Annotated in this window: 19 protein-coding genes; 6 read left to right on the top strand and 13 right to left on the bottom strand. The window is 58.1% G+C overall.

Features of this window, described 5'->3' with window-relative positions; all coding sequences use genetic code 11:
- Positions 1-9 precede the first annotated feature (9 nt).
- Positions 10-1,299 (bottom strand): diguanylate cyclase, encoded by a 1,290-nt coding sequence (locus NHF56_RS10045; protein WP_252803917.1) that lies wholly within the window; start codon positions 1,297-1,299, stop codon positions 10-12.
- Between the two features lie 235 nt (positions 1,300-1,534).
- On the opposite strand from NHF56_RS10045, the gene NHF56_RS10040 reads away from it, so the two are divergent.
- The 3 genes from NHF56_RS10040 (at position 1,535) to NHF56_RS10030 (ending at position 3,651) form a co-directional block, all read left to right on the top strand.
- Positions 1,535-2,233 carry a phosphatidylserine decarboxylase gene (locus tag NHF56_RS10040; RefSeq protein WP_252803915.1) on the top strand — a complete coding sequence of 233 codons (699 nt, stop codon included), beginning with the start codon at positions 1,535-1,537 and terminating at the stop codon, positions 2,231-2,233.
- 19 nt (positions 2,234-2,252) lie between these two features.
- On the top strand, positions 2,253-3,089 hold the full coding sequence (pssA, locus tag NHF56_RS10035; RefSeq protein WP_252803913.1) for a CDP-diacylglycerol--serine O-phosphatidyltransferase: 837 nt from the start codon (positions 2,253-2,255) through the stop codon (positions 3,087-3,089).
- 163 nt (positions 3,090-3,252) lie between these two features.
- On the top strand, positions 3,253-3,651 hold the full coding sequence (locus NHF56_RS10030; protein ID WP_252803911.1) for a hypothetical protein: 399 nt from the start codon (positions 3,253-3,255) through the stop codon (positions 3,649-3,651).
- A 7-nt stretch (positions 3,652-3,658) separates the two neighbouring features.
- Here NHF56_RS10030 and NHF56_RS10025 read toward each other — a convergent pair whose 3' ends face one another.
- The 5 genes from NHF56_RS10025 to NHF56_RS10005 all read right to left on the bottom strand — a co-directional run bounded on the left by NHF56_RS10025 (position 3,659) and on the right by NHF56_RS10005 (position 8,541).
- On the bottom strand, positions 3,659-4,402 hold the full coding sequence (locus tag NHF56_RS10025; protein ID WP_252803910.1) for an SDR family NAD(P)-dependent oxidoreductase: 744 nt from the start codon (positions 4,400-4,402) through the stop codon (positions 3,659-3,661).
- A gap of 3 nt (positions 4,403-4,405) precedes the next feature.
- Positions 4,406-5,860 (bottom strand): amidophosphoribosyltransferase, encoded by a 1,455-nt coding sequence (gene purF / locus NHF56_RS10020; protein ID WP_373456294.1) that lies wholly within the window; start codon positions 5,858-5,860, stop codon positions 4,406-4,408.
- Positions 5,861-5,905: 45 nt separating this feature from the next.
- Positions 5,906-6,460, bottom strand: coding sequence for a CvpA family protein (locus NHF56_RS10015; RefSeq protein ID WP_252803908.1), 555 nt, complete (start codon positions 6,458-6,460; stop codon positions 5,906-5,908).
- An 82-nt stretch (positions 6,461-6,542) separates the two neighbouring features.
- On the bottom strand, positions 6,543-7,949 hold the full coding sequence (gene radA, locus NHF56_RS10010; RefSeq protein WP_252803907.1) for a DNA repair protein RadA: 1,407 nt from the start codon (positions 7,947-7,949) through the stop codon (positions 6,543-6,545).
- Between the two features lie 142 nt (positions 7,950-8,091).
- Positions 8,092-8,541, bottom strand: a complete 450-nt coding sequence (locus NHF56_RS10005) for a PilZ domain-containing protein (protein ID WP_252803906.1) — start codon at positions 8,539-8,541, stop codon at positions 8,092-8,094.
- Positions 8,542-8,734: 193 nt separating this feature from the next.
- Here NHF56_RS10005 and NHF56_RS10000 point away from each other — a divergent pair, with 193 nt between their 5' ends.
- Positions 8,735-10,972, top strand: coding sequence for a molybdopterin-dependent oxidoreductase (locus tag NHF56_RS10000; protein WP_252803905.1), 2,238 nt, complete (start codon positions 8,735-8,737; stop codon positions 10,970-10,972).
- Positions 10,973-10,975: 3 nt separating this feature from the next.
- Here NHF56_RS10000 and alr read toward each other — a convergent pair whose 3' ends face one another.
- Positions 10,976-12,130 (bottom strand): alanine racemase, encoded by a 1,155-nt coding sequence (gene alr / locus NHF56_RS09995; protein WP_252803904.1) that lies wholly within the window; start codon positions 12,128-12,130, stop codon positions 10,976-10,978.
- Positions 12,131-12,288: 158 nt separating this feature from the next.
- Between alr and NHF56_RS09990 the strand changes: the two genes are divergently transcribed.
- The gene (locus tag NHF56_RS09990; protein WP_252803903.1) at positions 12,289-13,167 is read left to right on the top strand and encodes an AraC family transcriptional regulator; all 879 of its coding nucleotides are present in this window, start codon (positions 12,289-12,291) and stop codon (positions 13,165-13,167) included.
- 5 nt (positions 13,168-13,172) lie between these two features.
- On the opposite strand, the gene NHF56_RS09985 is transcribed toward NHF56_RS09990, so the two are convergent.
- Positions 13,173-14,672, bottom strand: a complete 1,500-nt coding sequence (locus NHF56_RS09985; RefSeq protein WP_252803902.1) for a replicative DNA helicase — start codon at positions 14,670-14,672, stop codon at positions 13,173-13,175.
- 254 nt (positions 14,673-14,926) lie between these two features.
- Between NHF56_RS09985 and NHF56_RS09980 the strand changes: the two genes are divergently transcribed.
- Positions 14,927-15,346 carry a PACE efflux transporter gene (locus NHF56_RS09980; protein WP_252803901.1) on the top strand — a complete coding sequence of 140 codons (420 nt, stop codon included), beginning with the start codon at positions 14,927-14,929 and terminating at the stop codon, positions 15,344-15,346.
- Positions 15,347-15,408: 62 nt separating this feature from the next.
- Here NHF56_RS09980 and NHF56_RS09975 read toward each other — a convergent pair whose 3' ends face one another.
- The 5 genes from NHF56_RS09975 to rpsF form a co-directional block, all read right to left on the bottom strand.
- A complete protein-coding gene (locus NHF56_RS09975; RefSeq protein ID WP_252803900.1) occupies positions 15,409-16,665 on the bottom strand; it encodes a cyclopropane-fatty-acyl-phospholipid synthase family protein in 1,257 nt (418 codons plus the stop codon).
- Positions 16,666-16,985: 320 nt separating this feature from the next.
- Positions 16,986-17,591, bottom strand: coding sequence for a 50S ribosomal protein L9 (gene rplI / locus NHF56_RS09970; protein WP_252803899.1), 606 nt, complete (start codon positions 17,589-17,591; stop codon positions 16,986-16,988).
- Between the two features lie 22 nt (positions 17,592-17,613).
- Entirely contained in the window at positions 17,614-18,573 is a 960-nt protein-coding gene (locus NHF56_RS09965; RefSeq protein ID WP_252803898.1) for a DUF2232 domain-containing protein, read from the bottom strand.
- A gap of 177 nt (positions 18,574-18,750) precedes the next feature.
- Positions 18,751-18,984 carry a 30S ribosomal protein S18 gene (rpsR, locus tag NHF56_RS09960; protein WP_252803897.1) on the bottom strand — a complete coding sequence of 78 codons (234 nt, stop codon included), beginning with the start codon at positions 18,982-18,984 and terminating at the stop codon, positions 18,751-18,753.
- A gap of 12 nt (positions 18,985-18,996) precedes the next feature.
- Positions 18,997-19,371, bottom strand: a complete 375-nt coding sequence (gene rpsF / locus NHF56_RS09955) for a 30S ribosomal protein S6 (RefSeq protein WP_252803896.1) — start codon at positions 19,369-19,371, stop codon at positions 18,997-18,999.
- Between the last annotated feature and the right edge of the window lie 1,361 nt (positions 19,372-20,732).

Here is a 20,732-nt window from a genome sequence, read left to right as displayed (position 1 = left end):
TCATCTGGCCTAGGCGGCGGATACGATTCGGTTGCGTCCGCCGTTCTTGGCGCAGTAGAGCGCCTTGTCGGCGCGGCTGATCGGCCGCGAGATGGAAAAGTCACCGTCCCGCAATGCGCAGAAGCCGATCGACGCGGTCACCGACATCACACCGGCTGGCGTATCGACCTGCAGTTCGGAAATAGCCTGGCGCAGCGCCTCCAGACGCTCTTCCGCCTGCTTTTCGTCCGTGTCACTCAGAAGCAGATAGAATTCCTCACCGCCTGCACGCGCTGTGCAATCCGGTTCGTTGAACATGGTCATCATCAGATCTGCAAGTGCACAAAGTACGGCATCACCGGCCAGATGACCGCTCGTGTCGTTGACCTGTTTGAAGTGGTCGATATCGAGAATCGCAACTGTGAGTGGCCGACCCTTTACCATGGCATGCGTGATCGCAGATTTTGCGGCTTCGAAAAATTTGCGCCTGTTATAGGCCCGCGTCAGCGGATCGCGCTCGGCAAGCTCCTTCAATGCGGTTTCGTAAGCCTTGCGTTCGGAGATATCGAGAACTGCGCCGGCAAGCCCTGCGGCATTCCCGTCATCGTCCTGGATTACCGCCTTGTTGAAACAGACGTCGCGCACCGTTCCATCGGCAAACTTCACCCGTCCCTCGTAAATCTGCGTGCCGCCGCGATCCATCAGCTCTGCATCGGCGCGGTGGTAATGGTTCGCCAGTTCTTCGGGGAACAGCTCCAGCGCCGTCTTCCCATAGACGTTGTATTCAGCCAGTCCGATCATCTTCAAAAAAGCGCTGTTGTAACCAAGATACTCACCCGCGCGGTTCTTGAAGAAGATGGGCGCTGGAAGCTGGTCGATTGCATTTTGAACGAACGTCAGATTCGAATAGGCGTCTCGTAATTCTGCCGCCGCTGTTCTGCGGTAGCGGATATGATGGTGGGCCTTCTTGAGCGCGGTGCTCAGCTGCCGGTCATCAGTCGAAACCACGTCGTCGGCGCCGCTGGAGAGGAGGCGGTTCACCCAATTGGCCGAGAGTTCGTTTTCGCTGACAAAGACGAGATAGTCACTGCGCTTCATGGCTTTGCGCACGTCTTGCACCAGGCGCGTGGCGGCTTCGAACACGGAGGATACGAACACAATGCACTCGCCCTCAATTCTTGAAAGCGAGGCCATGTCAATCGACGAGATTGTTTCACCAACAAAGGTGGAGGGGAGGGCCATGTTGCTTTCGCGAAGCCAGAACACCCCGCCGGCGGCAGCGTTTGTGTCAAGGGTTTCTTTGTATGCGTAAAGGTTCATCGGTCTGCTTGGCTATGTTGTTTTTCTTGCCGGCCAGATTGCGCCCAACTGGTGAAGGAAAGATAGAAGATGGTGTATCTTTCTTTTGCCTTGGTTAAGGTTGAGTTTACCGTCGCCTGGCCCGTTGTGGCACGGAATGCCGTGTTCCGGGTAAAGACGGCAAAGAGCCTCGGCAAGGCTGTTGCCCTTTGATATGGTTGGCGTTAGACAACCGCTCATAATCTGGAGTTTGCCAATGAGCCTGATGAATACGATCCGCAACACGATCGTCCCCGTACACAAAGAGGGCTATCCCTTTGTGGCTGCCTTCTTTGTGGGCTCCCTGGTGTTGGGGTGGATCTGGGATCCGCTCTTCTGGGTGGGCCTGATCCTGACGCTTTGGTGCGCCTATTTCTTCCGCGATCCCGAACGCGTCACGCCCCAGGACGAAGACCTGGTCATTTCGCCTGCAGACGGACGCGTCTCCTCCATTGTCCACATCACGCCTCCGGCGGAACTGGGGCTTGGCACTGAAACCATGCTCAGAATTTCCGTCTTCATGAATGTCTTCAACTGCCACGTGAACCGCGCACCCATGCGCGGGCGCATCCGTGATATTGTTTACTCGGAAGGCGCATTCCTCAATGCCGAGCTGGACAAGGCAAGCACCGACAACGAGCGCAACAGCCTCGTCATTGAAACAGCGAAGGGTGACATTGGCGTCGTGCAGATCGCCGGCCTGGTCGCCCGTCGCATCGTCTGCTGGTCCAGGGAAGCAGAAAATCTCGAAGCCGGCGAGCGCTTCGGCCTCATCCGCTTTGGTTCGCGCCTCGATGTTTTCCTTCCCGAGGGTGCAGAGCCGCGCGTGAGCGTGGGCCAAACAGCAATCGCAGGGGAAACGGTCCTGGCCGAATTCAACGGCAGCCGTGGTCCGGTCACCAGCCGCCGCACCTAACAACGCTGAAAGTGCATATATGAGCGACCACCCAGACAAGTCTGAAGAGGAACACCTTTCGGCGCGCGGACCGCGCCTGAAGGAAATCCCGCTGCGTCTGATTATCCCGAACCTGATCACCGTCCTGGCGATCTGTGCGGGTTTGACGGGCATCCGCTTTGCCATCGAGTTCCGTTATGAACTTGCCGTGCAAATGGTGCTCATTGCAGCGCTTCTGGATGGCATTGATGGCCGTGTCGCGCGCCTGCTCAAGGCTTCGACGAAATTTGGCGGACAGATGGATTCGCTCGCCGACATTATTAATTTCGGCGTCGCGCCAGCGTTGGTCCTCTATATATTTGCGCTCGACCGCATCCATTCGCTTGGCTGGATTGCGGCGATGGCCTTTGCCATATGCTCGGGCTTGCGGCTTGCCCGCTTCAATGTGATGGCAGAGAGCGCCGTCAAAGCGCCCTGGCAATCGGAGTTTTTCGTCGGTGTTCCTGCCCCTGCGGGCGCATTTCTGGTTCTTGCCCCGGTTTATCTGAGCTTTCTCGGCATGCAGCCGACAGCCACGACAGCCTATTTTTCTGCCGTTTATACTCTCATTATCGGCGCGCTGCTGATCAGCCGTGTGCCGGTCTGGTCGGGAAAGTCGGGCACGCGAATCCCGCGGGGCTACACCCTCCCGCTCATCATGGCCGTGGTGCTTCTGGTAGCAATCCTCATGGTTTACCCGTGGCAGACACTCGTGGTGGCCGTCGCCTGCTATCTGATCAGTCTGCCGTTCGGAGCCCGTGCCTGGCAGAAGAAATATGGCGGCGGCGATGCCTTTTCCGCGCCTGAAGAGCAGGATATTCAGGCGGACGGTCCCTGAAGTTGGAACCGAGCAGGTCCAGTTGAGTTAGAGCATTTCCAGCCGAAGCGCGCTCGCTTCGGCGTCGGACAATGCGGCAAAACAAAGAGATAGAGCGTTTCCGGTTATCCTGTTTTCCCCGGAAGCGTTCGGGATAACTGGACAAAACGCAGTGGGACAAATCATGCCCGATGAATTCGAAGAGCTGACAAAAAGCCTGGATGAGCGCAAACAGTATTTCACGCCGCGCTGGTTCGGCCAGCTTCTGTCTGCAAGGCTCTCCCTTGGCGACACGTTCTGGATCGGCAATTTCGGCATTTTGCTATTTGTCGTGCCAGCCCTTGTGATCGCACCGATCCTGCTTCACGCGGTCGGTATTGGCGAACAGGTTTCCGGCATTATTCTCGGGCTTTTGCTGGCGGCCTTTGCGGTCTACCTTTTCGCATTGCTGCGCGCAGTCTTTATCACGGCAGGCCAAACACCGGATGCAGGCGTGTGGCGCTGGGTTGGCGTCTTTATCACGCTTCTCAGTGCGCTCTCTGTCGCCCTGCTTTCAGTGTCGTCCTTCGCCGGTTGGTTTTGAGCCGTCTTTATTCCGGCATCCGGTAGTCGACAAAGCGTTTTTCGCGCGCCAGATAAAGCTTGCCGGTTTCAGTAAGCTCCGGATAGGCGAGCGGCAGGATGGCTTGCGCAACAGTTGAAGGATGCGGCAGCGTGTCTGGATCTTCGCCCGGCATGGCAAGCGCGCGCATGGCCGTGCGGGTCGCGCCCGGATCGATTGCGTTGATCCGTATGGGAGAATTGACCTTTTCAGCAGCCCATGTGCGCGCCAATGCTTCAACAGCAGCCTTGGAGGCCGAATAGGGACCCCAGAACGGTTTGCATTTGTGGACTGCTGCAGAAGACAGGATCAGCGCGCGACCCGCATCCGATGCATTCAACAGCGGCTCCACAGAGCGCATCAGCCGCCATGTTGCCGTCACGTTGATGGCCATCACTTTTTCGAATGTCTTTGCCTCCACATGTCCGAGCGGCGAGATGACGCCGAGGATACCGGCATTGGCCACCAGCACATCAAGCTTGCCCCAGCGCTCGTGGATAGCACCGCCAAGCGCGTCGATGGCTTTCATGTCATTGAGGTCGAACGGTGTCAGCGTGGCTGAACCGCCCGCCGCCTGTATGGCATCGTCCAGCTCTTCAAGTCCGCCGGTCGTGCGTGCACAGGCGATCACATGCGCGCCAGCCTTTGCCAATTCCAGAGCGGTAAAATAACCGATACCGCGCGATGCACCGGTCACCAGTGCCACGCGGCCTTCCAGCTTCTTGTCCGTCATTTCTTATCCATTGCTTGCCAGGAGCGACAGGCTCCGCACGTTGGAAATGCCTTCCTGGTCGGTCAGGCGTGTCGGGTATTCGCCGGTGAAACAGGCGTCGCAGAACTGCGGACATTCCGTGTCGCGCTGCGCCACATTCACCGCCCGGTAAAGCCCATCGATTGTCAGGAAGGAGAGCGAATCCACCTTGATGAAATCGGCCATTTCGGCAACAGACATGCGCGAGGCCAGAAGCTTTGCCTTTTCCGGCGTGTCCACACCATAAAAGCAAGGTGACATGGTTGGCGGCGAGGCAATGCGCATATGCACTTCCTTCGCACCCGCGTCGCGCACCAATTGCACGATCTTCTGCGACGTCGTACCGCGAACGATACTGTCGTCCACCAGGATGACGCGCTTGCCCTCGATCATCTTGCGGTTTGGATTGTGCTTCAGCTTTACGCCCATATGCCGGATCGACTGCGTGGGCTGAATGAAGGTCCGGCCCACATAATGGTTGCGGATGATCCCGAGCTCGAAGGGAATGCCCGATTCCTGGCTGTAGCCGATGGCTGCCGGAACACCGGAGTCCGGCACCGGCACAATAAGGTCGGCATCGACCGGGTTTTCCCGCGCCAGCTCTTCGCCAATCCGCTTGCGGGCCTCGTAGACATTGCGGCCTTCAAGATTGGAATCCGGACGCGCGAAATAGACATATTCGAAGATGCAGAACCGCGACGGCGTATTCTCGAAGGGGAAATGGCTTTCCACACCCTTGTTGGTGATCACCACCACTTCGCCGGCCTTCACGTCACGCACATAGCGTGCACCGATGATATCCAGTGCGCAGGTTTCGGAGGCCAGGATATAGGCCCCGTCCAGATCGCCCAGAACCAGCGGACGGATGCCCAGCGGATCGCGCGCGCCGATCATCTTCTTTTCGGAAAGACCAACCAGCGAATAGGCGCCTTCGACCTGCTTGATCGCGTCGATGAAGCGTTCCAGAAAACCGCTCTTCTCGCTCATGGCGATCAGGTGCAGGAAGGTCTCGGTGTCGGAGGTGGAGGAGAAAATCGCACCGCGCTTCTGCAGCGTTTTTTGCACCGTCAGTGCGTTGGTCAGATTGCCGTTATGGGCAATGGCAAATCCGCCGCCCTCATATTCGGCAAACAGCGGCTGCACGTTGCGCAGCCCTTCGCCACCGGTCGTGGAATAGCGTGTGTGGCCAATGGCTCGGCTGCCGGGCAGGCGTGCCATAACCGAAGGTTTGGTGAACGTGTCGCCAATCAGGCCGACATGCCGTTCGATATAGAAATGCCCCTCATCGTAGGAAACGATACCGGCGGCTTCCTGCCCGCGATGCTGCAGTGCATGCAGGCCGAGTGTGACGATGGAGGCGGCATCGGTCTTGCCGAAAATGCCGAATACGCCGCATTCGTCACGGAATGCATCGGCCTCGTTCTCGTCTGCTGTCGCCATATTCTCGATATTGACCATGCGATCGGTCCTTTTATGCGCCCGCTGTCAGTTCGACGTTGCGCCGTCTGCGGGGGCTTCCTGATTTTCCAGAGCACCCTTGTAGGGCGCAATCATGGCGTCGACATCTTCCGGCAGCAATGCCCGCAGCTTATCGCTCAGATTGTCGATCATCGGCTTGGACTTCGCGTTGGTCACCCAGTCGGGACGCTGCGGCGGCTCCACAAGCCAGTTGAAGAAGGTCATGGCAACAACAACAATCAGGATACCGCGCGCAACGCCGAAAATGAAGCCCAGCGTACGGTCAAGCGCGCCGATACGGCTGTCGATGATGAAATCGGCAATCTTCATTGTGATGAAGGAAATGACGATCAGCGCCGCGAGAAACACGACCGCCGCCGAACCGACAACGGCCACCGTGTTCGATGTTGTATACTGTTGGGCATAGGGTACAAGCAGATAGTAGAGCTTGTAGGCGGCATAGGCCGCGCCGCCCCAACTGGCCAGCGACAGCACTTCGCGCGAAAAGCCGCGCACCATTGCGAGAACCGCAGAAAACAGTGCAACGCCAAGAACGACACCGTCAAGAATTGTGATGGGCATATATCAAAACTCCAAAACCGCATCCCGCGCGGCCCGTTTCAACGGTCCCCATAAGCTGGCTGGCTGCCAGAGCCAAGGGGCATTATTCCATATCCTCATCCCGTTGTAACGCTCGCCGTGAACCGGCAATTCGCGCCACCAGATCGGGTAGGCTTTCAATCCCGCTCCATTGGCCGGATAGCCCTTTGGGCATTTCCGGGCTGGCGGCGGGAAGAACAGCCTTGGTAAACCCCAGCTTCTCGGCTTCTTTGAGACGCTGGGCCGTCTGCGCCACAGGGCGTACCGCGCCTGAGAGGCTGACTTCGCCGAAATAGACGCAATCGGCGGGAAGGGCAATACCGGCAAGCGAGGAAACAAGCGCGGAGGCAACAGCAAGGTCTGCCGCCGGCTCAGAGATGCGATATCCGCCGGCAATATTCAAGTAGACATCGTGCTGGCCGAAGCGAACGCCGCAATGGGCTTCCAGGACCGCAAGGATCATGGAAAGGCGCGCAGAGTCCCAGCCAACCACCGCGCGCCGCGGCGTGCCGAGCGAGGTCGGTGCCACAAGCGCCTGCACCTCCACCAGCACCGGGCGTGTACCTTCTATGCCGGCAAAGACGGCCGCGCCCGGCGATTTTTCATTGCGCTCGCCGAGAAACAGTTCAGACGGATTTGAAACCTCGCGCAGCCCCTTGTCGGACATTTCGAAAACGCCGATTTCATCCGTTGGCCCGAAGCGGTTCTTCACGGTGCGCAATATGCGGTAGTGGTGACCGCGATCGCCCTCGAAATAAAGAACACCGTCCACCATGTGCTCGACCACGCGCGGACCGGCAATTTGCCCATCCTTGGTCACATGGCCGACCAGCACCACAGCCGCACCGGTCTGTTTGGCGTAACGGATCATGGCCTGCGCGCCCACGCGCACCTGTGTCACTGTACCGGGTGCAGAATCAGCCGTGTCGCTCCAAAGCGTCTGAATGGAATCGATGATGAAGAGGTCGGGCCGTTTGCCGCTGTCTGCCAGGGTTGCCAGAATGTCTTCAACATTGGTTTCGGCCGCCAGCAGCACATCCGTATTGTCGGCCCCGAGGCGTTGGGCTCTCAGCCTGATCTGGGCAACGGCCTCTTCACCAGACACATAAATGACCTTTTGCCCGCGCCGCGCCAGCGCTGCGGCAGCCTGCATCAGCACGGTCGACTTGCCGATGCCAGGATCGCCACCCACCAGAATGGCCGACCCGCGCACGAAGCCGCCGCCGGTTACCCGATCAAGTTCGCTGATGCCGGTTTGAATGCGTGGCGCTTCCTCGATTTCGCCGGACAATGCTGTCAGCGCAACCGGGCGGCCCTTTTTCGGTGTCTTGCCGGGGCCCCCACCGATCCCGCCGGTCGGGTCTTCTTCGACGATTGTGTTCCACTCGCCGCAGCCGTCGCACTTTCCGGCCCAGCGCGCATGCACTGTTCCACAATTCTGGCAGACAAATTGGGTTCTGGCTTTGGCCACTGATACGCGTTCCGGGAAAAGTGTTTCCCGGTGCATAACCTTCCAGATCGTTCAAGGCAACCGGCGAAGTCAGATTGGAAAAAGCTCCACAGCAAATTCTTTTTCCAATCCGCGTTCCGGCACCCGGCGCTAAAAAGACGGGTCAACGCCCCAGTTTGCCGAACGCCCGTTGTTGTGTGCGGCGCGGCCGGGATGAGAAGGCGGAATCAAACTGGCCCCGTTGCTGGTTCATGTCGGTCTCGCTGGTGTCCCTGGCGAATCCATCGGCCGCCACCGTCTGACGTCTGCCTGCAGCCGTTTCCATTTTCTGGCTGGTAAAGCGAACGCCATAGGAGTTTCCACTATGCCACACCTTTTCGCATTCCACCTTGTAGCCATCGATTTCAACGAAAAGCGTAAAGTGATCCGGCACCCACCATCCATCGGCAAATTGCACCTTTGCGCCGGTCTCGCTTTCGTCACGAACTGTGCAGGGCACTGCGCTGAATTCATGGTTGAATGCAGCATGCGCGCCTTTCAATACCCGGCTGCGGCGCGCCCGGACCGTTGCGGTTTCTTCCTCTGCCGGATGAGACTGATTCTGTTCACTCATGGTCATGGTCATCATCGGTTGCTGGTTGAACGAATTATAACTGCGCATTGATTTAGCACAGTTCCGTTACCCGCCCATAAAACCGATCATTAAAATGCGATATATCTGGCTTGAAAGGCGAATTATTTCGTTCAGCCTTGTACAGTATCCAAAACGGTAGAATAATACGCGAACTGCACCATGGGAGGAAAACATGGCCGCCACATCCAGCTACCGAATCTGTCCGCTCTGCGAAGCCTGCTGCGGCCTGGAGATTACCCACGAAGACGGCAAGGTCCTGAGCATCCGCGGGGCCGCCGAAGACGGTTTTTCAAACGGCTATATCTGTCCCAAGGGCGTATCGCTCGCTGATCTGCACGAAGACCCTGACCGTCTACGCAAGCCACTCGTCAAACGTAACGGGCGCTTTGAGGAAGCAAGCTTTGATGAGGCCTTTGCCGAGATAGAGCGCGGCCTTCTGCCGATCATCGAAAAGCATGGTCCTGATGCCGTCGGAACGGTTCTCGGCAATCCGGTGGCCCATCGTTACGGCCTCTCGCTCTACGCCATCCGCATGCTGCGTGAATTGCGCTCTCCTTATGTCTTTTCCGCCTCCACGGTCGACCAGATGCCCAAGCACCGTGCCGTCGGTGCCATGTTCGGCTCGTGGCTCAGCGTCCCTGTGCCGGATATTACGCGCACCGACCTTCTGATTGTTCTGGGCGGAAACCCGATGGCTTCGAACGGCAGCATGTGGACCGTTCCCGATTTCCGCGGCAAGGCGCGCGAGTTGCGCGCCCGTGGCGGTCGTCTCGTCACCATTGATCCGCGCCGCACCGAAACGGCGAAAGTGGCCGACGAACATCATTTCATACGCCCAGGCGGAGACATTTACCTGCTGCTGGGCATGGCGCACACGCTGTTTGACGAAAATCTGGTGCGTCTTGGCCGTCTCGGCGAATGGATAAACGGTCTTAAAGCGCTCGAAGCCGCACTGAAACCGTTCCCGGCAGAGGAAATGGCCCCGCTCTGTGGCATGGAGGCCGAAACTGTGCGCCAGCTTGCCCGCGATCTGGCGCGAATGGAGAAGGCCGTTCTCTATGGTCGCATCGGCACCTGCCTGCAAAGTTTTGCCACGCTCAACAACTGGTTGGTTGACGTGATCAACATCCTGACCGGCCATCTCGACAGCGAGGGTGGGGCGATGTTTCCAAAGGCACCCGCCTTTGCGCACAACACAAAAGGCAAGCCGGGTCAGGGCAGGGGCGTACCCGTTGCCCGCCGTCACTCGCGAGTTGCCAGGTCGCCGGATGTGATGGGCGAGTTTCCTGTTTCGACGATGGCCGAGGAAATCACCGGGGCGGGCGAAAACGGTATCCGCGCCCTGTTCTCGGTGGCTGCAAACCCTGTGCTTTCCACGCCTGATGGCGAGAAGCTGGCTGCGGCCCTTGATCAGCTCGATTTCATGGTGAGCTTCGACATTTACCTCAACGAGACGACACGCCACGCCAATGTCATCCTGCCACCGCCCTCGGCACTGGCTGATGATCATTGGGACATCAGCTTTTCGCAGCTCTCATGGCGCAACTATGCGCGCTATTCTGAACCGCTTCTGCAAAAGGACCCCGAACAGCCGGAAGAGTGGGAGATCATTCAGCGTGTCGTCGCCTTGTTGCGCGGGCTTGGCAAAGATGCAGACATCGCCGCTCTTGATGATGAAATGACCCGCGAAGAGGTTGAAAAGGCCGCAGGCCCTATGGCTGATCAGGTCATGGCCGCCGTCTCCGCCTATCGTGGTCCGCAGCGTCTGCTCGAACTCGAGCTGCGTTCAGGCCCCTATGGCGATGGTTTCGGTGCCAACCCGCAGGGCCTCACCCTGGCCAAGGTCAAGGCCGAGCGTTACGGCATTGATCTGGGCGCGTTGCAGCCGCGCATTCCCGAAATCCTGCGTACGCCATCCGGAAAGATCGAGCTTGCGCCGGAAGAATTCATTGCCGACCTCAATCGCGTGCAGGATACCCTCGCAGACCCCATTCCCGACCTCGTCATGATCGGTCGCCGTGATGTGCGCTCCAACAACAGCTGGATGCACAATCTACCAACGCTCGCCAAAGGGCCGAACCGCTTTAAGGCGCTGATCAATCCCGAAGATGCCCGTCGGCACGGGCTCAAAGACGGCGATCTGGCGGAGTTCACCGCCAATGGTCACACGATTCAGGCTCCGGTGGAGCTGACGGAAGACATGATGCGCGGCGTCATCAGTCTTCCCCATGGCTGGGGTCACGATCAGCCGGGAACGAAAGGCGCAGTCGCTGCCCGCAACCCGGGAGCCAATGTCAATCGGCTGATTGCAACGGCAACCCGAGACCCGCTGTCGGGCAATTCGGTGCTCAACGGAATTTCGGTCTCCATGCGCCGTGCGCAGGATGTTGTGACGCAGGCTGCAGAATAGCGGTCAGACGTAAATCCGCTGGTAGCGGTTTCCAAGGCCGGTGAGCAGTTCATAACCGATCGTGCCCGCCGCCTTGGCCACATCGTCCAGGAGAATGTTTTCGCCGATCAGCTCGATATAGTCGCCGACGCGGATGTCGCCGTCTGGAACATCGGTCACATCGAAAATCGTCAGGTCCATGGTGATGCGGCCTGCAAGCGGCACACGGTGACCATTGACAAAGCCCATGGCCCCTTGCTGAACGGCTTGGCGCAGTGGCACGCCGGAGCCGGACAGCGAGCGATGGAAACCATCCGCATAACCGGCCGCAACAACGGCAAGGCGCGTATCACGTGTCGGTCTGAACGTTGCGCCGTAGGATACGCCTTCGCCAGCCTTGATGTCACGCAGCTGCACAATGCGCGCCTCAGCCGTCACAACGGACGCACCCGGTTTGAAGTCCGGATTTCCCGTCGAACCGCCATAAAGCGAAATGCCGGGGCGGGTGAGATCGAAGTGATAATCGGCCCCGAGCGTGATCCCGGCGGAATTGGAAAGGCTTGATTCAATCCCTTCATACACGGCTGCAACCTTCTGAAAAGATTCAAGCTGCTGGCGCGTCAGTGGGTGCTCCGGCTCGTCGCCACAGGCAAGGTGGCTGAGAAGCAGAACCGGTGAGAAGCTGGCGGGCCGGGTCGGGTCGTTGGCAAGGGCAATCGCCTCATCGACGCTGAGCCCCAGCCGGTTCATGCCCGTATCCACCATCAGCGCGCACGGGTGCTCGCCGCTTTGAGAAACAGCATTGGTCCAGAACGCCACCTGATCTTCAGACGCCAGAACCGGGACAAGATCATAATCGAAAAACTGCGCCTCTGTTCCCGGCCAGACACCTGAAAGAACGAAGATGCGCGCGTCGGGCGCCACTTCGCGCGCCAGCATGCCTTCATCTGGAACAGCAACGAAGAAGTCGCGGCAGCCCGCATCATAAAGTGCAGGCACGATCTCTTCCGCGCCAAGCCCATAGGCATCGGCCTTCACCACCGCTGCAGCCCTGGCCTTGCCAGAAAGTTTTTGCATTCTCTGCCAATTTTCCACCACAGCCTGGGGGCGGATGATAAGGCGCGCAGGTGCCGCATCGAACGGCGTGAAAGAAAGGGTATCAGGATCAAATTCAGTCATTTGTAAATGCTTAGCCTCATGTATCGCGCTGCACAATAGAACAGTCTGATGAAACTGGGGTGCCAGTTTGCGGTGGCACGTCATGAAAAACCGCATGATGTCCGTTTGAAGCACTTTTGTTCAAGACGCGCGGTCAAAGCGGCGCTAAATTGCTTTTGATGACGAGTGATACGGTAGATGGCAGCGGCTTTGATATGCCGCTTTCGCCACGCGAAAAGGTTTCCTTTTGGCGTGATGAGCGTTTTGCAGACATGGAATGCATGTCGGCAACCTTTCACACGCTACAATTTTCCCCGCATAGCCACGACACCTTCGGGATCGGAGCGATGGAAGCGGGTTTGCAGAAATACCGGATACAAGGGACCGCACATACCGCAGGCGCAGGCGACCTCTATCTGATCAATCCCGAGGATGTGCACGAGGGCAGGCCGGTCGATGAAGGTTACCGCTACCGCATCATCTATCCCTCCGTGGCCCTGATGCGCGAGATGCTGGAAGATATCACCGGCAAGCCGCTGTCTGGAACGCCCTCCTTCAGCGTTGCCGCAGCCTCAGCGCCCGGTTTCGCCCGTGAATTCGTGTCCCTTCACAAGCAGTTGGAAATGGGTGCGGACCGTTTGGAATCGGAGGCGCGGTTTATCGACTTTCTAAAACGCCTCATGATGGTCTACGGCGCTGAAAAGCCAGCGCCAAAAGAGGTTGCCGCAGGTAAACCGGTGCATATTGCCCGCGATTTCATGGAGGCGCATTTCTCAGACGATATCAGCCTGGCGGACATTGCAGCAGAAGCCGGCCTTTCCCGCGCACATCTGGTGCGTGCCTTCACGCGGGCGTTTTACGTGTCTCCGCATGCCTGGCTGACCAACCGGCGCATCCGTGAAGCAAAATCGATGCTGAAGACGGGAATGTCTATCGCCGACACTGCATTCGAATGCGGTTTTGCCGATCAACCGCACCTGACGCGGCACTTCAAGGCAAGAACCGGCGTCACGCCTGCAGTTTATCGCGATAGGCTGGGCATTCGCGACGTCGCCTGATTGCCTCAATGCTCTTCGTACTGCATGAAGCTTGGATCGGCGAGATCGGCGAAGCGGGTGAATTCCGCCTGGAAGGCAAGTTTCACGGTGCCAGTCGGTCCGTGACGCTGCTTGGCGATGATCACGTCAGCCGTACCCTTCACTTTTTCCATTTGCGCTTCCCACTCGGCATATTTCGGATCATCGGGATCACGCGGTTCGGCGTTCTTCACATAATATTCCTCGCGGAACACGAAGAGCACCACGTCGGCGTCCTGCTCGATGGAGCCCGATTCGCGAAGGTCGGAAAGCTGCGGGCGCTTGTCGTCGCGGCTTTCTACCTGGCGGGAAAGCTGGGACAGCGCAATGATGGGCACATTCAGCTCCTTGCCCAGCGCCTTGAGCCCGGTGGTGATTTCGGTGACTTCCTGAACACGGTTTTCACCGGACTTCTTCGAGCCCGTCATCAGCTGAACGTAGTCGACCACCAGCACATCAAGCCCGCGCTGCCGCTTGAGACGACGCGCACGTGCAGCCAGCTGCGCAATGGAAATACCACCGGTCTGGTCGATATAAAGCGGCACCTTCTGCATCATCTGGCTGCAGGCAACCAGCTTTTCAAAATCCGCTTCGGTAATGTCACCGCGGCGGATCTTGGATGAGGACACTTCCGTCTGCTCGGAAATGATACGCGTTGCCAGCTGTTCAGACGACATTTCGAGCGAGTAGAAGCCCACCACGCCGCCATCTTTCGCCTTGAAGGAGCCATCCGGCAGCACTTCCGGGTCGTAAGCAGCGGCAATATTGTAAGCGATATTGGTCGCAAGCGAGGTTTTACCCATACCCGGACGGCCAGCCAGAATGATCAAGTCAGAGCGCTGCAGTCCACCCATCTTGGCATCCAGCGAGTTGATGCCGGTGGCAATACCGGACAGATGGCCGTCGCGTTCAAAGGCAGCGCCCGCCATATCAATGGCCAGCGCAACCGCATCGTTGAACGACTGGAAGCCACCATCATAACGACCGGTCTCGGCCAGTTCAAAGAGCTTCCGCTCTGTTTCTTCAATCTGCGCCTGGGGGGAGGCATCGAGGGGCGAATCATAGGCGGTGTTCACCACATCTTCGCCGATTGAAATCAGCGCGCGGCGCAGCGCCAGATCGTAGATCGCCCGTCCATAGTCTTCGGCATTGATGATCGAAACGGCTTCGGCGGCCAGACGGGCCAGATATTGCGACACCGTCATGTTTGCCCCGACCTTCTCGTCGGCAGGCAGGAAGGTCTTGATCGTCACCGGATTGGCGATCTTGCCCATGCGGATAATATCGCCGGCAACCTCGAAAATCTTGCGGTGCAGGGGCTCGTAAAAATGGCTCGGCTTCAGGAAGTCCGAAACGCGATAGAAGGCATCATTGTTGACGAGCATTGCACCGAGAAGCGCCTGCTCGGCTTCCACATTGTTGGGGGCTTCGCGATATTGCTGTTCCTCATTGGCCGATGCCTCCAGCTTGCGTACCGCCTCATTCATTGTCCGACTGCTCTCTTGGCTGTTTGTTTTGCGTTAACCCTTTTTAACTCCGGAACCTGCGGGAGTCTGGGTCGCATGTCTATTATGCCCGATTCCCACAGCCAAGAAAATTAAAGTCGCAAATGCGGGAAATTTGTTTGACAGTTGCAAACGCTTTGGGCCCATGCTTTTGTGCGCCCGCGACGCCTGACTTATGTCCTGATCCTAGGCCTTCGTGTCGCATTTTTCAAACCATTCAAGGAGCCGCAAGGCCAATGTCACCGAGAATCCGCCGGCTGGTTTATGTCGTCATTTACGAGATCGTCGCCGTCGTGTTGATTGGAGCCAGTCTCGCGCTTGTGCTCGACAAACCGCTTTTCGACACCAGCACTTTTGCCGTCATAACGTCAGCAGTGGCCGTCATCTGGAATTATATCTACAATTCCGGCTTCGAGTGGTGGGAGGCCCGCCAGACGGTGAAGGGACGGTCCGTGCGCCGCCGGTTCGCGCACGCCGCCGGCTTCGAACTGGGCCTTTTGGTCGTCCTTGTTCCGGTCATGGCCTGGTGGCTGTCACTGTCGCTCATCGACGCCCTGTTCTACGACATCGTCTATGCCATCGGCTTCGTGATCTACACGTACCTGTTCAACTACGCATTTGATGCGGTGTTTGGGTTGCCCGAATCGGCGCGTTGAACCTTTGCGGAGAACGTGCGGGGGACCGGCGTTAGAGCTTGGCCGCCGGCCTCTTTCCCCGATCACTCAGCCGCCAGGCACATAGACTGTTTGTCCATCGAAACGATCCGTCGCTCGGTGTCCACGATATAGTCGCGTGTCATCGGCAGCGCATCGCGGCTTTTGACCAGCTGGAACTGGAAGACGTTGAGATCGAGGAAGCGGAATGCGGCTTCCGAAGATGCAAGATAGAAATCCCACATGCGGCAGAAGGTTTCGTCATAGAGTGCTGCGGCGTCCTTCCAGTGTGCGTGGAAGCGTTTGCGCCAGTCGCGCAGTGTCTCGGCATAGTGGTAGCGCAGCACTTCGACATCGGCCAGCATCAGACCGGATTTCTCGATCGCGACAAGCACTTCCGACATGGAGGGAATATAGCCGCCTGGGAAGATATATTTCTCGATGAAGGGATTGGTCGGTGTCGGTGCAGACGCCTGGCCAATTGTGTGCATCAGCATCACACCGTCGTCGGCAAGCAGGTCCGCGGCCTTGGCGAAATATTCGTTGAAGCCCTTTTTGCCGACATGCTCGAACATGCCGACGGAAACGATACGATCAAACCTCTGGTCGAGGTTGCGATAATCCTGCAGCAGGAACGTCGCATCCTCGGCAAGGCCATCCTTGGCCGCGCGCTGATTGGCGATTGCCAGCTGCTCGTCCGACAGCGTGACACCGGTAACCTTCGCGCCGAATGTGCGGGCCAGATAAAGCCCCATACCGCCCCAGCCGCAACCGATATCCAGCACTTTCAGGCCCGGCCGGTTGAAGTTCAGCTTGGCTGCAATGTGCTGTTTCTTGGCAAGCTGTGCTTCCTCAAGCGTCGTTTCCGGCGTCGGATAATAGGCGCAGGAATATTGCCGGTCGCTATCGAGGAAAAGGTCGTAAAGTGCGCCGGAAAGATCATAGTGATGCTTCACATTGTGGCGCGCCCTGATCAGCGTATTGCCGCGGTTGACGAGATCGGTGAATTTGCGCATCCCTAGCGCAATGCGGGCGAAGGTGTTCTTGGTCTCCACGCTGCCCGGCATATTGGTCAGCGTCACCTTCAGGAGGTCGAACATGGTGCCTTCAACAAGCTCCAGCGTGCCGTCCATATAATATTCGCCGAGTTTCAACGCCGGGTCCAGAAGCAAGCCGCGCTCGGCCTCCTTGCGCACCAGCCTGATATGGACACGCGGACCTGTGCCATCGCCATAGACGCGATTTTCGCCGCTAGCGGTTGTGACTTCGAGATGCCCTTTAACCAGGGCTTTTCTTAAAAAGGAATCAAGGAAACGGTTCATGCTCATCTACTCCACACTGGCAAACCTCGTGTTTGCAGACTGCCGGAGCCGACGGCACATTTCCTTCAGGTCCTACCGGGTACCGCTATGGCAAGCGTCGAGCGCTGGGGCGTTTTCTTGTTGTTTTGTCACTCTTTTTGGCGGGGACCAAAAGGAAACATTCCGAAATCAACACCGGTATTGTTATCTAGGATTACAAATTTGCGGTCGTGAATCAATTCAATTTCTTTAACACTTGGTTAAAATGGCAGACGCAAAAATGCCCGGCCAGGAGGCCGGGCATCGTCATAATGCCTGAATTTTCAAGCGAAAAGCAAAGCTTAAGCCTTTGCTTCTTCCTCGTCGGCGACGGCTTCATCTTCGTCGTCGTAGTCAGCATCGGGGTTGAAGAAGTCTTCCGGCTTCAGAGCATCTTCGTCAACGCCGTAGATGGCCTCGGCAGAGGTGAGGTCTTCACCCTTGGCCTGACGTTCGGCTTCTTCAGCAGAGCGGGCAACGTTCATTTCGATGGTGATTTCCACTTCGGCATGCAGGTGCAGCTTGACTTCATGCAGGCCGATGGCCTTGATCGGCTGGTTCAGTTCAACCTGGTTGCGGCCGACATTGAAACCTTCATTGTTGAGGATTTCTGCAACGTCGCGGGCGGCAACAGAGCCGTAAAGCTGACCGGTTTCGCCAGCGGAGCGAACGACGATGAAGGACTTGCCTTCGAGCTTTTCAGCAATCGCGCTTGCTTCAGACTTGCGTTCGTTGTTGCGGGCTTCGAGCACCGCACGGTCGGCTTCAAAACGAGCCTTGTTGGCTTCGTTGGCGCGCAGCGCCTTGCCCTGCGGCAGCAGGTAGTTACGTGCATAGCCGTCCTTGACCTTGACGGTTTCACCCATCTGGCCGAGCTTTGCGATACGTTCAAGAAGAATAACGTCCATGGTTTGCGTTCCTTTCGTTAGATCAGTTGTTTTCGTTCTTGTCTGACTTTCCATTGGGCGTCAGCGCCACCGCACGCCGGGTGTCGAGAAGACCCGTTGCGATGAAGAAGAAGCCCGAGAAGAAAATGGTGAGATAGGCGAGGACAAGCGCCGGTGTGCGCCAGCTCTTGCCACGGCTGCGCATGTGAAACGATGCAAGCCCCGACAGCAGAAACCCGCCCGCGAAGGCCCCGCAAACAGCGGCGCCCACAATGCCTGCACTGCCGCCGAAAAACATCAAGACGATACCGCCGAGAAAGAAGAAGGCGCCAGCCCAGTGCATGCGCAGCGTGGAGGGCATATCTTCGCGCGGACGCAATGACCGGGTGGACATGCGCACAATCAGCGCGGAAAAATAATAGGCCGCAAAAATCGTCACGACGGAGACCAGCGCCTGCATGAGCGGCAGCAGGTAGAAATAAAGCTTGGCCATGGATGCGCGCATCGCATCGTCATAGGCCATCGCGGGATCCTGCTCGCGCATCACCTCAGCGGCGACATCGACAAGCTCCTGGGCAACCGAAATGTTGTAGCCGGTGAGAAGCAGCGTTGCCGAAAGTGCTGCGGCGACGATCACGGCCATGTGCAGCAGCATGTCGGAAAGCGGGTACCAGGCAGTCACTTCTTCCGGTCCGCCGATTTCGCTGGCCGGGCGGGCAAGGTTGGCCTCATAGCTCATCCAGGCCGCAGGCAGCTGCGGCAGAGCGAGAATGCCGAGCGCAAAGAGCGGCGAGATGGCGAGGGACAGCGTTGCAAAACTGCCCGCCAGTGCGGCAACCGAAGCGATGGCACCAAAACCGAGACCGGCGATGAAAACGGGAATGCCGGCGAGAACGAGAAAGACCAGCGAAAACGACAGCTGCGCGGTCGCCGCCAGCACGAGGAGCGCTGACGTGATGCCGGCCACAAGGCCGATCGCTATCGATTTCAGGTTCACATTCATTTCGCTGTCCTGCCGCCTTCGAGCAGTTAGGGGAGGTGTCCCCAACATGGGATTTCGTTGAATTTCCGATCCGCGCCCATCGCGGAAGGGAGGGGAAAAGGCCACATCAAGGTGAGCGGCCTTCGCCAGAGTCAATATCCTCACGCAGAGTCAGAGCCCTGCGCGGTCATCGCAAACTTACGCGACGACGTAAGGCAAAAGGCCGAGGAAACGGGCGCGCTTGATGGCCTTGGCCAGTTCGCGCTGCTTCTTCTGGGAAACGGCCGTGATGCGGGACGGAACGATCTTGCCGCGCTCGGAAATGTAGCGCTGCAGGAGGCGAACGTCCTTGTAGTCGATTTTCGGTGCATTCGCGCCGGAGAACGGGCAGCTCTTGCGGCGGCGGTGGAACGGACGGCGTGCTTCAGCCATGATGATTTCTCCTTAAAACTGGCGGCGGGGGCCACGGTCGTCACGACGCGGGCGGTCGTCACGGTCGCGCTTCTGCATCATGGCCGAAGGGCCTTCCTCATGGGCTTCAACAGAAACCGTCATGTAGCGAAGGATGTCTTCGTTGATGCGCATCTGGCGTTCCATTTCGTGGATAGCCGCGCCGGGTGCATCAATGTCCATCAGCACGTAATGTGCCTTGCGGTTCTTCTTGATGCGGTAGGTGAGGGACTTCAGGCCCCAGTTTTCAACACGGCCAACCTTGCCGCCATTGCCTTCCAGAACGCCCTTGTACTGTTCGACAAGACCGTCAACCTGCTGAGCCGTGATATCCTGGCGGGCCAGGAATACGTGTTCGTAAAGTGCCATTGATTTGCCTTTCTTGCGTTTCGATCAAAACCCGGGCTTCGGCGCCAAGCCTCAACGACTGTTCAAGGTGCTATAAAAGCAGCAAGAAAAGCGTTTCTGAGATACGGTCGAGAGCGGAGACACGGGAGGCCGGAAACCTTTGTTTCCATGACGAGTGGTACCCCACTCGGCCCTCCGTTCAGCCACCAGCCAAAAGACCGGGTCTAAACGATCAAGCGCGCTTATACATGTTTTTGGTTGTGGCGCAAGGGGCGGGCGGTGGTTTCCGCTCTCCCTGCTTGGCGCGGAGAGGGTCAGGGTGAGGGGCGTTTGCGCGTCCTCTCCGTCATGGTCGGGCTTGACCCGACCATCCAGCCTTTGGACTACCTTATGGACTTGTGTCTGGATCCTCGGGTCAAGCCCGAGGATGACGGGGGATGTGGTTGGCACGGTGTCAAACAACGTCTTTCCCTTTTTCTGCACCTCAACCCCGGCAAGCTTTCCGCTTCCGGGTTTCGCAGCATTCTCTGTTTTCGACCCCCATTCAGGATCGGATGGGGCGTTTTGTGCGCCGCATTTGGTAGGTAATGGTAGCGCACAAAGCGCCCCGCTTTCGGTTGCTGTCCCATGCTGTCGGGAGCGCTGCACGGCATGGTCTTGCAACAATGCCGCTTGCATGGCGGACCCAAACCGAGGCTTTTGGCCAAGGGGGCTCCCAGTTCCACAGGCCCGGCGGTGAAAGCGTGCGTCTTTCTCCATCACCGGAACCGGCCCCACTCGCCACAGCGCCCTGTGGTGTATCCGCGCGGGACGGGGGTATTATGAGCACGGTTTGAGAGGGCGGGGATGAAAAAGGGGGTATGTGGTTGATATTGTTTGTGCGGGGGCGACGTTTTTCCCCGTTTTGGCGGCTTGCACCGAGTCGCTGCCTCTCCCCTTGTGGGAGAGGATAGCAAGCCCCAAGAGCCGTAGGCGATTGGTATGGAGCGCTTGGTGAGGGGTATTTGATTGTGGCCTCTAAACGCCACCCCTCACCAAGTGCGTCCAGCATTCAGCTGCCGCTTCACGCGGACTTACTATCCTCTCCCACAAGGGGAGAGGCCGGCGCGTGGCGCGCTCATGCCGGATGTCTCAGATCGCATAAGTGGAAAGATTTGGCTACGGCAAGCGCGGAGCGAAATATTCGGATGAGGGGTTTTCAATAACGACTGAGGGAACCCCTCATTGTCACGCTGCGCATGACATTTCTCACCAAGGGGAGAAAGCCAGGCCGTGCTTGCAGCAGCCTCAATGGTCAGCCCTCACCCTGAGGAGCCGCGAAGCGGCGTCTCGAAGGGCGAGGGCGGGTTGTGGCGCGGTATGGGGCCAGCCTGATCCTTCGA

It is taken from the genome of Rhizobium sp. L1K21, assembly GCF_024055895.1.
GTDB lineage: Bacteria > Pseudomonadota > Alphaproteobacteria > Rhizobiales > Rhizobiaceae > Ensifer_A.
The sequence above is the reverse complement of the archived record's forward strand: the minus strand, read 5'-3'. Positions and strand labels throughout refer to the sequence as shown.

Coding starts and splice junctions, on each gene's coding strand:
- NHF56_RS10045 (WP_252803917.1), bottom strand. CDS start 1,299: ATGAACCTTTACGCATACAAAGAAACCCTTGACACAAACGCTGCCGCC.
- NHF56_RS09985 (WP_252803902.1), bottom strand. CDS start 14,672: ATGAATGAGGCGGTACGCAAGCTGGAGGCATCGGCCAATGAGGAACAG.
- NHF56_RS10025 (WP_252803910.1), bottom strand. CDS start 4,402: ATGACGGACAAGAAGCTGGAAGGCCGCGTGGCACTGGTGACCGGTGCA.
- NHF56_RS10015 (WP_252803908.1), bottom strand. CDS start 6,460: ATGCCCATCACAATTCTTGACGGTGTCGTTCTTGGCGTTGCACTGTTT.
- NHF56_RS09965 (WP_252803898.1), bottom strand. CDS start 18,573: ATGAATGTGAACCTGAAATCGATAGCGATCGGCCTTGTGGCCGGCATC.
- rpsF (WP_252803896.1), bottom strand. CDS start 19,371: ATGGCACTTTACGAACACGTATTCCTGGCCCGCCAGGATATCACGGCT.
- purF (WP_373456294.1), bottom strand. CDS start 5,860: ATGGCGACAGCAGACGAGAACGAGGCCGATGCATTCCGTGACGAATGC.
- NHF56_RS10040 (WP_252803915.1), top strand. CDS start 1,535: ATGAGCCTGATGAATACGATCCGCAACACGATCGTCCCCGTACACAAA.
- NHF56_RS10000 (WP_252803905.1), top strand. CDS start 8,735: ATGGCCGCCACATCCAGCTACCGAATCTGTCCGCTCTGCGAAGCCTGC.
- rplI (WP_252803899.1), bottom strand. CDS start 17,591: ATGGACGTTATTCTTCTTGAACGTATCGCAAAGCTCGGCCAGATGGGT.
- NHF56_RS09980 (WP_252803901.1), top strand. CDS start 14,927: ATGTCACCGAGAATCCGCCGGCTGGTTTATGTCGTCATTTACGAGATC.
- NHF56_RS10030 (WP_252803911.1), top strand. CDS start 3,253: ATGCCCGATGAATTCGAAGAGCTGACAAAAAGCCTGGATGAGCGCAAA.
- pssA (WP_252803913.1), top strand. CDS start 2,253: ATGAGCGACCACCCAGACAAGTCTGAAGAGGAACACCTTTCGGCGCGC.
- NHF56_RS09975 (WP_252803900.1), bottom strand. CDS start 16,665: ATGAACCGTTTCCTTGATTCCTTTTTAAGAAAAGCCCTGGTTAAAGGG.
- alr (WP_252803904.1), bottom strand. CDS start 12,130: ATGACTGAATTTGATCCTGATACCCTTTCTTTCACGCCGTTCGATGCG.
- rpsR (WP_252803897.1), bottom strand. CDS start 18,984: ATGGCTGAAGCACGCCGTCCGTTCCACCGCCGCCGCAAGAGCTGCCCG.
- NHF56_RS09990 (WP_252803903.1), top strand. CDS start 12,289: ATGACGAGTGATACGGTAGATGGCAGCGGCTTTGATATGCCGCTTTCG.
- NHF56_RS10005 (WP_252803906.1), bottom strand. CDS start 8,541: ATGAGTGAACAGAATCAGTCTCATCCGGCAGAGGAAGAAACCGCAACG.